The sequence below is a fragment of the Bacillus sp. 22446 genome, from assembly GCF_052044955.1.
In the GTDB taxonomy this organism is placed as follows: domain Bacteria; phylum Bacillota; class Bacilli; order Bacillales; family Bacillaceae; genus Bacillus; species Bacillus altitudinis.
On sequence record NZ_JBQEOD010000002.1, the window covers coordinates 233956 to 247699 of the forward strand.

Below are 13744 nucleotides of genomic sequence, written 5' to 3' on the forward strand. Positions count from 1 at the left end.
TGACAAGGGTTCTAAACGGAGCAGAACGTGCGAAAGCACCCCTGCTTCTTTTGGAGAACCCTAAGCTGTCGAGGCTTAGGGTTTTTTTGAACCTGAAAGTGATGAAAAACTAGAGGGGGCAGAAAAAATGAATGATTTATCGACAATGAGCAGCTTGTCAAAGGAAGAAATTTTACAGCTGATTGAAGAAGCATGTGCATTGAAAAAAGGGAAACAGGAACATGGTTTAACAGGTGAATTTGTAGCGAACCTCTTCTTTGAACCAAGTACAAGAACGCGTTTTAGCTTTGAGGTGGCAGAGAAGAAACTTGGAATGAATGTGCTGAACCTAGACGCAGCAAGTACCTCTGTTCAAAAGGGAGAGACCCTTTACGATACAGTGAAAACACTTGAATCCATCGGAGTTAAGGCATGTGTCATCAGAGACAGTACAGACGAATATTACAAAGAGCTGATTGGGAAGGTCGGGATTCCAATCATTAATGCTGGAGATGGCTGCGGTCAGCATCCTACCCAATCATTGCTGGATTTGATGACGATCTTCGAAGAGTTTGGCGGCTTTGAAGGCTTAACGATCTCGATTCATGGTGATATCAAACATAGCAGGGTGGCAAGGTCCAATGCTGAAGTCCTCGCAAGACTAGGAGCGACAGTGCTCTTTTCAGGACCAGCTTCTTTCCAAGATGAACAAAACCCTCATGGAACGTATGTCGAAGTGGACGAAGCCATGAAGCGGTCTGACGTGGTGATGCTGCTGAGAATTCAGCATGAAAGGCACTCAGAAAAGATGGGCAATGAGGGTTACTTATCGACTTATGGATTAACAGTAGACAGGGCAAGCAAAATGAAAGAAAGAGCGATTATTATGCATCCAGCACCAGTAAATAGAGGTGTTGAAATAGATGATTCATTAGTAGAGTCAAAACAGTCAAGAATTTTTAAACAAATGGAAAATGGTGTGTATATCCGAATGGCTGTGTTAAAAAGAGCTTTTCAAAATAGCAGACTACATCAAAAAGGGAGAGATTCTGTCTATGTCATATCTCATTAAAAACGGTTTTATCTTATCAAGCACAGGGGAAAGAGTGCAGCAGGATATTAGGGTAGAAGGAAAAGTGATTCAAGCAATGGGTCACTTAGAAAGAGAAGACGGAGAAGAAGTCATTGATGCAGCAGGGCTATTTGTATCACCAGGTTTGATTGATCTGCATGTGCATTTAAGAGAGCCAGGCGGCGAGAAAAAAGAAACCATTGAAACAGGTTCTAAGGCAGCAGCAAGAGGCGGGTATACGACCATTGCAGCAATGCCGAATACACGACCAGTTCCAGATACAAAAGAACAAATGGAATGGCTGATGAATCGAATCAAAGAGACCTCCTCTGTAAGAGTACTGCCATACGCTTCCATCACGACGAGACAAATTGGCGAAGAGATGACAGACTTTGCAGCGTTAAAAGAAGCGGGCGCATTTGCCTTTACGGATGACGGTGTTGGTATTCAAACCGCAGGCATGATGTACGAAGCAATGAAAAAGGCAGCAAGCCTTGATCAAGCCATAGTGGCGCACTGTGAAGATAACTCACTCATTTATGGAGGGTGCGTTCATGAAGGAGACTTTTCAAAAGCAAATGGGTTAAACGGGATACCGTCCATTTGTGAATCGGTGCATATTGCAAGAGATGTCCTCTTAGCAGAAGCAGCGAATTGTCATTATCATGTATGTCATATCAGTACAAAGGAATCCGTTCGAGTGGTACGCGATGCAAAAAAAGCAGGCATTCGTGTGACGGCTGAGGTCTCTCCACATCACCTTCTCTTATGTGATGCAGACATTCCAGGTCTTGACACAAACTATAAAATGAATCCGCCGCTCAGAGGAGCAGAAGATCGAGAGGCACTGATCGAGGGACTTTTAGATGGCACGATTGATTTTATTGCCACAGACCATGCACCGCATACAGAAGAAGAAAAGAACGAAACGATGCAGAGGGCACCTTTTGGGATTGTTGGACTTGAAACAGCGTTCCCGCTTCTGTACACACGTTTTGTGAAAACAGGGGAATGGACATTAAAAGAACTTGTTGATTATATGACCATCAAACCAGCAGAAGCCTTTGCTCTTCCATACGGAAAGCTGGAAGAAGGTCAAATCGCTGATATCACACTGATTGATTTAAACAAAGAAATGGCAATTGACAAAAAAAGCTTCTTATCTAAAGGACAAAATACACCGTTTGACAAATTGACTGTATCAGGATGGCCGGTCATGACACTTGCATCTGGGAAAGTCGTTTATGAAGAGGGGAGACTAGTAAAATGAAGAGACGCTTAGTGCTAGAAAACGGAACAGTATTCGAAGGAACAGGCTTTGGCAGCTTAGAACCGTCAGTCGGAGAAGTCGTCTTTAACACAGGGATGACAGGCTATCAAGAGATTTTGTCTGACCCGTCGTACTGCGGACAAATTGTCACACTCACTTACCCGCTGATCGGCAACTATGGCATTAACCGTGATGATTTTGAATCGATCACACCGTTTGTGAAAGGGCTGATCGTGAAAGAGCTTTGTGAAAAGCCTTCAAACTGGCGCTCTTCATACTCACTTGATGAGTATTTAAAAATGAAAAATATCCCGGGTCTTAGCGGCATTGATACACGCAAGCTCACGCGCATGATCCGAAGTGCAGGTACATTAAGAGGAGCTTTTGCAGGACCGGATGAACAAGTAGAAGACGTTGTAAGCCGCCTTCAAACGATGCAGCTACCAACAGATCAAGTAAGCCAAGTATCTGTGAAAAATGCGTATCCAAGCCCAGGAAGAGGAAAAAGAATTGTGCTTGTCGATTTCGGCATGAAGCATGGCATTTTGCGCGAACTCAATAAGCGAGATTGTGATGTCATTGTGGTGCCATACAATATCACGGCAGATGAAGTATTACAGTTAAAACCAGACGGCATCATGCTTTCAAACGGACCTGGGGATCCAGTCGATGTGCCAGAAGCGGTTGAAATGATTCAGCAGCTGATTGGAAAGGTACCACTCTTTGGTATCTGCCTAGGACACCAGTTATTCGCGCTTGCGTGCGGCGCAAGTACAGAAAAAATGAAATTTGGGCATAGAGGATCCAATCATCCAGTCAAAGAATTAGCAACTGGCAAGGTAACCTTGACGTCTCAAAACCATGGCTACACGGTTAGCGCCATTAATGAAGACGTGCTTGAAGTCACACATATTGCGCTAAATGACAACACCATTGAAGGATTAAAACATAAAGAAGCACCAGCATTCACTGTCCAGTATCACCCAGAAGCATCACCGGGTCCAGAAGATGCGAACTACTTATTTGACGAGTTCATGGACATGATTCATACAACTGAGAAAGAAGGGGAAGAAGTATGCCAAAACGCGTAGATATCAAAAAGATTTTAGTGATCGGTTCAGGTCCAATCATCATCGGTCAGGCAGCGGAGTTTGACTATGCAGGCACACAGGCTTGCTTAGCGCTAAAAGAAGAGGGCTATGAAGTCGTTCTTGTGAACTCTAACCCTGCGACGATCATGACGGATACAGAAATGGCCGATAAGGTATACATCGAACCACTGACACCAGAATTTTTAACACGAATCATTCGAAAAGAACGTCCTGATGCGATTCTGCCAACACTTGGCGGACAAACTGGATTGAACCTTGCTGTTGAATTATCAGATCTTGGTGTACTCGCTGAATGCGGTGTTGAAGTACTAGGCACCAAGCTGTCAGCTATTCAAAAAGCAGAGGACAGAGATTTATTCCGTAATCTAATGAATGAATTAAATGAACCTGTACCAGAAAGTGAAATCATCCATAACCTTGAAGAAGCGATGGCATTCACAGATCAAATCGGTTTCCCAGTCATTGTTAGACCAGCCTATACACTAGGCGGAACAGGCGGCGGAATTTGTACAAATGAGCAAGAATTAAAAGAAATCGTCGAGAATGGACTGAAGTTAAGTCCGGTGACACAATGTTTGCTTGAAAAAAGTATCGCAGGCTTTAAAGAAATTGAATATGAGGTCATGCGTGACAGCGGAGATCATGCCATTGTGGTTTGTAACATGGAAAACTTTGATCCTGTCGGCATCCACACAGGTGACAGTATCGTTGTGGCACCAAGTCAAACGCTAAGTGATCGTGAATATCAGCTGCTTCGTAATGTGTCACTCAAGCTGATCCGTGCACTTGGCATTGAAGGCGGATGTAACGTACAGCTGGCGATTGATCCAGACAGCTTCCAATACTATATTATCGAAGTAAACCCCCGCGTGAGCCGTTCTTCTGCTCTTGCGTCTAAAGCAACTGGATATCCGATTGCAAAACTTGCAGCGAAAATCGCAGTTGGCCTAACACTTGATGAAATGATGAACCCAGTCACAGGCAAAACATATGCAGCGTTCGAGCCAGCACTCGACTATATCGTTTCAAAAATCCCGCGCTGGCCGTTCGATAAATTTGAATCTGCCAACAGACGACTTGGAACACAAATGAAAGCAACGGGTGAAGTCATGGCGATTGGCCGCACATTAGAAGAGTCTCTTTTAAAGGCTGTTCGTTCACTTGAAGCGGATGTGCATCACATTGAATTAAAAGACGAAGCGAACATTACGAACGAAGTGCTTGAAAAGCGGATTATCAAAGCAGGAGATGAGCGTCTGTTTTATATCGCTGAGGCGCTAAGAAGAGGCTATACCGTCGAACAGATTCATGAATTCTCGAAAATTGATTATTTCTTCCTTCATAAACTGGAAGGCATCATCACATTTGAAAAGACACTAAAAGAAAACAAAGGCAATGTAGACGTTTTAAAAGAAGCGAAAGAAAAAGGTTTCTCAGATATTTATATTAGCCGCGAATGGAATATGAATGAGGCAGATGTCTATAACCTAAGAACAGAAGCAGGCATCGTTCCTGTGTATAAGATGGTGGACACATGTGCGGCAGAATTTGAATCAGAAACACCGTACTTCTACAGCACATATGAAGATGAAAATGAATCCGAACGATCAGAGAAGAAAAGTGTCATTGTGCTAGGCTCAGGTCCAATCAGAATCGGACAAGGGGTTGAATTCGATTATGCGACCGTTCATTCAGTGTGGGCAATCAAACAAGCAGGCTATGAAGCCATTATTATTAACAACAACCCTGAAACCGTCTCAACAGACTTTAGTATTTCAGATAAGCTCTACTTTGAACCACTCACTGTAGAAGATGTGATGCACATCATCGACCTTGAACAACCAGAAGGTGTCGTCGTTCAGTTTGGCGGACAAACAGCGATTAACTTAGCAGATGAATTATCAAATAGAGGGGTTAAGATACTTGGAACATCGCTTGAAGACCTTGACCGTGCGGAAAACCGTGACAAGTTTGAACAAACATTAGAAACTCTCGGCGTGCCGCAGCCAAAAGGTAAGACAGCAACGTCTGTGCCAGAGGCAGTAGCGATTGCGAATCAAATCGGTTACCCCGTGCTTGTCCGTCCTTCCTATGTATTAGGCGGCCGTGCAATGGAAATTGTGTATCAAGAAGCTGAGCTCCTTCACTACATGGAGAATGCGGTGAAAGTCAATCCGCAGCACCCAGTGCTCATTGACAAGTATTTGACAGGAAAAGAAATTGAAGTAGATGCTGTGTCTGACGGAGAAACGGTTGTCATACCAGGCATTATGGAACACATTGAAAGAGCCGGAGTTCACTCTGGAGACTCCATTGCGGTCTACCCGCCGCAAACTTTGTCAGAGGACATCAAAGCGAAAATTGCAGAATACACGATTAAACTGGCAAAAGGCCTTAACATCATTGGGCTTTTGAACATTCAATTTGTTCTATCAAAAGGAGAAGTGTACGTACTTGAAGTGAATCCGCGCTCAAGCCGGACTGTCCCATTCTTAAGTAAAATTACAGGCATTCCAATGGCGAACTTAGCTACAAAGGTTATTTTAGGAGAAAAACTGAAAAACTATGGCTACCAAGAAGGGCTTCATGTTGAGCAAGAAGGCGTATATGTGAAAGTTCCAGTCTTCTCTTTTGCAAAACTAAGAAGAGTAGATATTACACTAGGGCCTGAAATGAAATCAACAGGTGAAGTCATGGGGAAAGATGTCACAATCGAAAAAGCCCTCTACAAAGGGTTGATTGCATCAGGCATTCAAATTCCAAAAGACGGAACGGTGCTCCTGACAGTGGCTGATAAAGATAAAGAAGAAGGACTTGAGATTGCAAGAAGATTCCATTCCATCGGCTATCATATTTTAGCAACAGAAGGAACAGCGAATTACTTAAAACAAGCCTCTATTCCATCAAGTGTTGTCGGCAAAATAGGAGAAGAAGGAAAGAACCTGCTGGATGTCATTCGAAATGGTGAAGCCCAATTTGTCATCAATACCTTAACAAAAGGAAAACAGCCGGCAAGAGACGGCTTTAGAATTAGACGTGAATCTGTTGAAAATGGTGTCGCTTGCTTAACGTCACTAGATACAGCGGAAGCGATTTTAAGAGTGCTAGAGAGCATGACATTTAGAGCAGATGAAATGCCAGAAGTGAAAACGAATGCTGAGGTGACAGTAACGATATGAAAAAAGCATACTTGACGGTCGTCTCAAACCGAGAGATCGCTGATCATATTTACGAAATGACATTAAAAGGTGATCTTGTTGAATCCTTTCAAACAGCTGGACAGTTTCTTCATATAAAGGTCAGTGAATCCATGACACCGCTGCTGAGAAGACCGATCAGTATTGCCAACATTCATGCCGAAAAGCAAGAAGCAACCATCATTTACCGCGCAGAGGGAGAGGGCACAAAGCTCCTTTCCCAAAAGCGGGCGGGAGAGTCAGTCGATGTGTTAGGACCGCTTGGAAACGGCTATGACCCTTCAGTCGTTCAGGCCGGACAGACCGCATTATTAGTCGGTGGAGGAATCGGTGTGCCTCCGTTATATGAACTGTCTAAGCGGTTAACGAAAAAAGGCGTCATCGTAAAACATGTTCTCGGTTTTCAATCGAAAAAAGATGTATTTTATGAGGAGATGTTTCAAGCGCTCGGAGATACATTTATCGCAACCGTTGATGGAACATATGGCTCGAAAGGTTTCGTGACAAATGTCATTGAAGAGAATGAGCTGGACTTTGATGTCTTGCTTTCCTGTGGACCGACACCTATGTTAAAAGCACTAAAAGACTCTTATCCCGATAAGCCTGTCTATATTTCAATGGAAGAACGAATGGGCTGCGGAATCGGTGCATGCTTTGCTTGTGTCTGTCATACCGATCAGCACGAGAAACCGTACGTTAAAGTTTGTCTGGATGGACCTGTTTTTAAAGCGGAGGAGGTGGCGCTATCATGCTAAACATCGAATTACCCGGCTTATCTTTAAAAAATCCAATCATTCCTGCATCAGGCTGTTTTGGATTTGGAAAAGAATTCGCATCATTATATGACCTTTCCTTGCTGGGCGGCATCATGATTAAAGCCACGACCCTTGAACCGAGATTTGGCAACCCGACACCTAGGGTAGCTGAGACAGGAGCCGGTATGCTGAATGCGATTGGTCTCCAAAATCCAGGTCTAAAAGGCGTGCTTGAACATGAATTACCTTGGCTTGAGCAGTTCGATACCCCTATTATTGCCAATGTTGCTGGATCACAAGTTGATGATTATGTTGAAGTAGCAAAGCAAATTAGTCAAGCAAGCAATGTTCACGCCCTTGAACTGAATATCTCGTGTCCGAATGTGAAAACAGGAGGAATTGCCTTTGGGACCGATCCAGAAATGGCGGCTACATTGACAAAAGCCGTCAAGGAAGTTTCCTCCGTTCCTGTTTATGTGAAGCTGTCACCTAATGTAGCCAATATCGTTGAGATTGCTAAAGCGATTGAATCGGCTGGAGCGGATGGACTCACCATGATCAATACTTTGATTGGGATGCGTTTAGATTTAAAAACAGGCAAACCCATTCTTGCCAATAAAACAGGCGGATTATCAGGTCCTGCCGTAAAACCTGTTGCCATCCGAATGGTGCATGAGGTCAGTCAAGCCGTTACTATTCCGATTATTGGGATGGGCGGGGTGCAAAGCGCTGAAGATGTACTTGAATTTTTACTAGCTGGCGCAAGTGCGGTAGCTGTTGGGACAGCCAATTTTGTGAACCCATTTATTTGCCCGGAAATCATTGATGAACTGCCGAATGTGTTAGCGGCTTATGGGTATTCATCTGTAGAGGAATGCATCGGAAGGAGCTGGAAACATGAAGCACTTGCCCATCATCGCGCTTGATTTTCCATCAGGACAGGAGGCGCACGCCTTTATAGATCGTTTTGAAGGCACTCCATTATTCGTAAAGGTTGGCATGGAGCTGTTTTACCAAGAAGGTCCTGCCATTATTGATGCACTGAAAGAAAAAAATTGCCGTATTTTCCTTGATCTGAAGCTTCATGACATTCCAACAACCGTGCAAAAAGCGATGAACAGGCTTGCTGCACTTGGTGTTGATTTGGTGAATGTGCATGCAGCCGGCGGGAAAAGGATGATGCAGGCGGCCGTAGAGGGGCTTGAAAGCGGAACCCCTGCCGGGCAAAATCGCCCAGGCATTATTGCAGTGACCCAGCTGACAAGCACGTCAGAAGATATGATGAAAAAAGAATTGCTAATTGACCGCCCATTGCAAGAGGCTGTGCTTCATTATGGACAATTGGCATATGAAAGTGGACTTGATGGTGTAGTGTGCTCTGTTCATGAATCAAAACAGCTTCATGAACAAATCTCTCCTTCCTTTCTCACTGTCACACCAGGAATTCGCTTACCAAATGATCAAACGGATGACCAAAAGCGTGTGGCGACACCTGCTTTTGCCAAAGAGCAGGGTGTTTCACAGATTGTTGTGGGAAGATCGATCACAAAAGCCACAAACCCAGTGGAAGCTTATCAACAAATTTTGAAAGAGTGGGAGTGACTGCCGGATGAAAACGAAAATCGCGAAGCATTTATTACAAATCAAAGCTGTCTCTTTAAAACCAGACGAACCATTTACATGGGCGAGCGGTATCAAATCACCGATTTACTGTGACAATCGCCTCACCTTGTCTTATCCTGAGGTCAGAGGGGACATTGCGGAAGGTTTAAAAGACTTGATTCTCACTCATTTTGAAGGAGCGGAAGTTGTCGCAGGTACAGCTACAGCTGGCATTCCTCATGCGGCATTAGCAGCTGATCGTCTGAACGTACCGATGTGTTATGTAAGAAGTAAACCAAAAGCACACGGAAAAGGAAATCAAATTGAAGGAGCTATATCACCTGGACAAAAGGTGGTTGTCGTAGAAGACCTTATCTCAACTGGAGGCAGCGTTCTTGAAGTTGTGGCTGCTCTAGAAGAAGAAGGCTGTGACGTACTCGGAGTTGTTGCGATCTTCACTTATGGACTGCCAAAAGCAGCTGCGGCTTTTCAAGAGAAAAACATTCCCTATGTCACGCTGACAGACTATGACACACTGACAGAAGTGGCACTTGAGCTAAAAGCAATCGAGTCTTCTGCTATGAATAAACTAAAACGCTGGAGACAGGATCCTTCGTCTGAATCTTGGATGGAAGAAACGGTCTAAAAAGCTTGTTTTGTTTTAAAAAAAGCTGTGCTGCGCTGCACAGTTTTTTATTTGGTTAAAAATAGTAAAATAGACTCAAATTTAAATAAAAACTAATCCTATCAATAAAGTCGGGTTGACTTTTGTTTGAATTGTGTTAATATTTAATACAAATTAAAACTCTTATCCAGAGAGGTGGAGGGACTGGCCCGATGAAGCCCGGCAACCTGCGATTTGCAAGGTGCTACTTCCTGCAAAATGATTCTATTTTGAAAGATAAGGAAATCGTGAGCTTCCTCATCTTTCTTTCGGACTGAAAGAAAGTTTTTTTATTTTAACGGTGAGGAGGAAGAGGAGATGGAACTGAAACAAAACCAGGATGAGGACTTAGTGAAGCATATGCAAGAGCTGATTGGGGATATGAAATTCGGTTCAATTACGTTGGTCGTTCAGGACGGTCAAGTGATTCAAGTGGAAAAAAATGAAAAAATCAGATTAAAGTAGTGCGGAGAATAGCAATAGAAGCAGTACTCCGGAAGGGGAGAAACAATGTTAACTTATGAAAATTGGCAAGAGCCGTCCATTACATTTCAAGAGGACGATTTGTATAAAGGGGCCCTATCTGTGCTGAAATGGGCGTACGGCCACTATGGTGATCAGCTCGTTTATGCATGCAGTTTTGGCATTGAGGGCATTGTCCTGATCGATCTTATTGCGAAAGTAAAAAAAGATGCAAGAATTGTCTTTTTAGATACAGGTCTGCATTTCAAGGAAACATACGACACCATTGATGCAGTTAAGGAAAGATATCCTGGTTTAGACATCGTGCTGAAAACACCTGAGCTGACGGTGGAAGAGCAGAATGAGCAGCATGGTGATAAATTATGGGAAACGAATCCTCAAAGCTGCTGCCATATGAGAAAGGTCATTCCATTGCAAGAGGCACTATCTGGCTATCCGGCATGGCTGTCTGGTTTAAGAAGAGAGCAGTCGCCTAAACGAGCAGGTACGAACTTCTTAAATAAGGATGAAAAATTCCAATCAGTCAAAGTATGTCCGCTCATCCACTGGACGTGGAAGGACATATGGAGATATGCGTCTAGAGAGGATCTTACTTATAATCCGCTGCATGACCAAGGATATCCAAGCATCGGGTGTGCACCTTGTACACAGCCGGCATTTACTGCTGATGATTTGCGTTCTGGAAGATGGTCAGGGACAGCAAAGACTGAGTGCGGATTACATGAGTAAGGGAGCATAATGTATGGAAATCGCCGCAATTTTATTTAGCTTATTCTTTGCTTTAAATATTGGCGCAAGCGGAGCAGCCGCTTCGATGGGCATCGCATATGGTTCAGGTGCGATCAAAAAGCCAATATACGCGCTCAGCGTTTGTGCAGTTGGAATATTAGCAGGTTCAGTGATTGGCGGCGGCGAGGTCGTCAAAACGATCAGCTCCGGGATTATGCCTGAATCTGTCATCACACTTGAAATTGTGTGTATCATCATTGGCTCGGCCGCATTATCACTTTTCATAGCGAACCTCTTGGCCATTCCTTTATCCACAAGTGAGGTCACAGTAGGAGCTGTGGTCGGTGTGGCAGCCGCATATAAAGTGCTGTATGTGAAATCGATCTTAGTCATTGTCTCTTTTTGGGTGATTATTCCGATTGTTGCCTTTGTTTTTACCTTTGCTGTTGTCAAAATCATCAGATTGTTTCCTAAACGGACATTATCCAAAAAAGGTACATTGATCTTATCTGTTGTTTTGATTATCAGTGGGTTTTTAGAAGCGTTTTCAGCCGGCATGAACAATGTCGCCAATGCGGTCGGCCCGCTTGTCGCATCAGGTGTTTTATCAGTCGGGCAAGGAACCCTTTACGGCGGAATCTTTGTGGCCATTGGGGCGCTGCTTCTAGGAAGAAGGGTACTAGAAACAAACGGAAAGAAAATTACACGCTATCAAACGGGTGAAGGCATTCTATTATCGAGCACCGGTGCAGGACTTGTCATCGTCAGCTCTATATTCGGACTCCCTGTTCCCCTTACTCAAATTACCTCCTCGTCCATTATTGGGCTTGGTATGGCAAAGGGTGGACCGAACATATTCCATAAACATGTTGTGAAAAAAATGCTGAAGGTATGGGTTGTGTCACCTTTCTTATCACTTAGTCTATCTTATTTGTTGGTAAGCCTTTTCTTAAAAGGAGACTATTACTCTATCTTTATCATGATGAGTGTACTGCTTGCTTCACTAGGTGCACTGAGTCTTATGAAGGCAGTTAAAAATGAGAGCAGCTCGATTCATGAACAGGGCGGCGGGATTTAAATATAAATCCGACTATTAACATCTAATAAATATGAACATTGAGAGGAAGATGAACAAATGAGTTTAACACCACATGGTGGCGTATTAATTAATCGAGTAAATGAAGAATTTGATCTAAGCACAGCTGCGAAAGAAATTGAGCTGGATGCCATCTCTTTTGCAGACCTTGAACTCATCGCAATTGGCGGGTATAGTCCAATTGAAGGGTTTTTAACGAAAGCTGATTATGAAGCAGTTGTCAGCAGTATGCGACTAGCAAGTGGTGTCGTTTGGTCTCTTCCGATTACTTTGCCTGTCACAAAGGAAAAAGCAGCGGAGATCAATCAAGGTGACATTGTTCGTCTATCGTATAATGGAACAGTATACGGGGTCATTGAGGTGGAAGATCAATACACACCTGATAAGGAAAAAGAAGCAGTGAATGTGTATAAAACAGATGACCGCAATCACCCAGGCGTGAAAAAATTATTTGAACGCGGTGATACGTATATTGGTGGTAAAATTACACTGACGAAACGCAGCGAAAAACCTTTCCCGCAATTTACGTATGAGCCAGAAGAAACAAGAAAACAGTTTAAAGAAAACGGCTGGAAAACCATTGTCGGTTTCCAAACGAGAAACCCAGTCCATCGTGCGCATGAATACATTCAAAAGACAGCACTGGAAACAGTGGATGGTCTATTTCTAAATCCACTTGTTGGTGAAACAAAATCTGATGATATTCCAGCAGATGTAAGAATGAAAAGTTATCAAGTGTTACTGAACGGTTATTACCCGAAAGACCGCGTCTTTTTAGGTGTTTTTCCTGCTGCCATGCGTTATGCTGGACCAAAGGAAGCGATTTTTCATGCGCTTGTGCGTAAAAATTATGGCTGCACACATTTTATTGTCGGCAGAGATCATGCAGGTGTTGGTGATTATTACGGGACATACGAAGCGCAGGAGCTATTTGAACAATTTACAAGCGAAGAAATTGGGATCACACCATTAAAATTTGAGCACAGCTTTTACTGCAATACATGTGAAGCCATGGCAACACCAAAAACATGCCCACATGATAAAAGCGAACATGTCATTCTCTCAGGTACAAAGGTCAGAACGATGCTGAGAAATGGTGAATTACCACCGAGCACGTTCAGCCGAAAAGAAGTCATTGAAACATTAATCGAAGGATTAAAAACGACGGTATCTTAAAGGAGGATATGACATGAGCAACGAACATATCGTGTGGCATGATTCATCTATTACTAAAAAAGAATATCAACAGAAAAACAACCATACAAGCGGAATCATTTGGCTGACAGGTCTAAGCGGTTCAGGTAAATCGACGATCGCCAACGCAGCGGCTCGAGAGCTGTTTGAACAGGGGTATCAAGTGACAGTTCTTGATGGCGATAACGTACGCCATGGACTCAATAAAGACTTAGGCTTTTCAGATGACGACAGAAAAGAGAACATTCGGCGCATCGGTGAAGTGGCGAAATTATTTGTTGAGCAAGGAACGATTGTCATTACTGCTTTTATTTCACCATTTCAAGAAGACCGCCAAATCGTAAGACAGTTAGTCGAAGACGGAGAATTTCACGAAGTGTTTGTGAAATGTGATCTGAACGTGTGTGAAGAGCGTGATCCAAAGGGATTATATAAAAAAGCAAGAAACGGCGAAATTCCATTTTTCACGGGAATCGATTCACCATACGAAGAGCCAGCTGCGCCTGAGCTCGTCCTAGATACAGGTGAATTATCACGCGAGGAGTCAAAACAGCGCCTTGTTGATTATGTAAAGGATAAAACGAAATAATC

The 13744-nt window shown here is 43.4% G+C and carries 13 protein-coding genes and 1 riboswitch; all 13 genes read left to right on the top strand.

The genetic code is table 11. The features are described 5' to 3' along the window. The first annotated feature begins 127 nt into the window (after positions 1 to 127). Entirely contained in the window at positions 128 to 1051 is a 924-nt protein-coding gene (locus ACTJJD_RS05470; RefSeq protein ID WP_160757718.1) for an aspartate carbamoyltransferase catalytic subunit, read from the top strand. Continuing rightward, entirely contained in the window at positions 1035 to 2321 is a 1287-nt protein-coding gene (locus ACTJJD_RS05475; protein ID WP_008344934.1) for a dihydroorotase, read from the top strand. The genes ACTJJD_RS05470 and ACTJJD_RS05475 overlap by 17 nt, the downstream gene beginning before the upstream one ends. After that, complete coding sequence (locus tag ACTJJD_RS05480; protein WP_019743288.1) at positions 2318 to 3412, top strand: carbamoyl phosphate synthase small subunit; 1095 nt, start codon at positions 2318 to 2320, stop codon at positions 3410 to 3412. Before ACTJJD_RS05475 ends, ACTJJD_RS05480 begins: the two co-directional genes overlap by 4 nt. After that, on the top strand, positions 3397 to 6612 hold the full coding sequence (gene carB, locus ACTJJD_RS05485; RefSeq protein ID WP_440608167.1) for a carbamoyl-phosphate synthase (glutamine-hydrolyzing) large subunit: 3216 nt from the start codon (positions 3397 to 3399) through the stop codon (positions 6610 to 6612). The genes ACTJJD_RS05480 and carB overlap by 16 nt, the downstream gene beginning before the upstream one ends. After that, positions 6609 to 7385 carry a dihydroorotate dehydrogenase electron transfer subunit gene (locus ACTJJD_RS05490; RefSeq protein ID WP_008344928.1) on the top strand — a complete coding sequence of 259 codons (777 nt, stop codon included), beginning with the start codon at positions 6609 to 6611 and terminating at the stop codon, positions 7383 to 7385. Before carB ends, ACTJJD_RS05490 begins: the two co-directional genes overlap by 4 nt. Next, positions 7379 to 8311 (top strand): dihydroorotate dehydrogenase, encoded by a 933-nt coding sequence (locus ACTJJD_RS05495; RefSeq protein ID WP_281215352.1) that lies wholly within the window; start codon positions 7379 to 7381, stop codon positions 8309 to 8311. Before ACTJJD_RS05490 ends, ACTJJD_RS05495 begins: the two co-directional genes overlap by 7 nt. After that, the gene (pyrF, locus tag ACTJJD_RS05500) at positions 8283 to 8987 is read left to right on the top strand and encodes an orotidine-5'-phosphate decarboxylase (RefSeq protein WP_017367211.1); all 705 of its coding nucleotides are present in this window, start codon (positions 8283 to 8285) and stop codon (positions 8985 to 8987) included. Before ACTJJD_RS05495 ends, pyrF begins: the two co-directional genes overlap by 29 nt. A gap of 7 nt (positions 8988 to 8994) precedes the next feature. Then, positions 8995 to 9633 carry an orotate phosphoribosyltransferase gene (gene pyrE, locus ACTJJD_RS05505; RefSeq protein ID WP_440608168.1) on the top strand — a complete coding sequence of 213 codons (639 nt, stop codon included), beginning with the start codon at positions 8995 to 8997 and terminating at the stop codon, positions 9631 to 9633. A gap of 159 nt (positions 9634 to 9792) precedes the next feature. Beyond that, positions 9793 to 9895, top strand: a riboswitch (SAM riboswitch). A 116-nt stretch (positions 9896 to 10011) separates the two neighbouring features. Beyond that, entirely contained in the window at positions 10012 to 10116 is a 105-nt protein-coding gene (locus ACTJJD_RS05510) for a DUF2292 domain-containing protein (RefSeq protein WP_373367998.1), read from the top strand. Positions 10117 to 10161: 45 nt separating this feature from the next. Next, positions 10162 to 10863, top strand: coding sequence for a phosphoadenylyl-sulfate reductase (locus tag ACTJJD_RS05515; RefSeq protein WP_008344917.1), 702 nt, complete (start codon positions 10162 to 10164; stop codon positions 10861 to 10863). A 13-nt stretch (positions 10864 to 10876) separates the two neighbouring features. Beyond that, positions 10877 to 11941: an inorganic phosphate transporter gene (locus tag ACTJJD_RS05520; RefSeq protein WP_008344915.1), complete on the top strand. Its 1065-nt coding sequence runs from the start codon at positions 10877 to 10879 to the stop codon at positions 11939 to 11941. Positions 11942 to 11998: 57 nt separating this feature from the next. Next, entirely contained in the window at positions 11999 to 13135 is a 1137-nt protein-coding gene (sat, locus tag ACTJJD_RS05525) for a sulfate adenylyltransferase (RefSeq protein ID WP_045034247.1), read from the top strand. Between the two features lie 13 nt (positions 13136 to 13148). Next, complete coding sequence (gene cysC, locus ACTJJD_RS05530; protein WP_008344911.1) at positions 13149 to 13742, top strand: adenylyl-sulfate kinase; 594 nt, start codon at positions 13149 to 13151, stop codon at positions 13740 to 13742. The last annotated feature ends 2 nt before the right edge of the window (positions 13743 to 13744 follow it).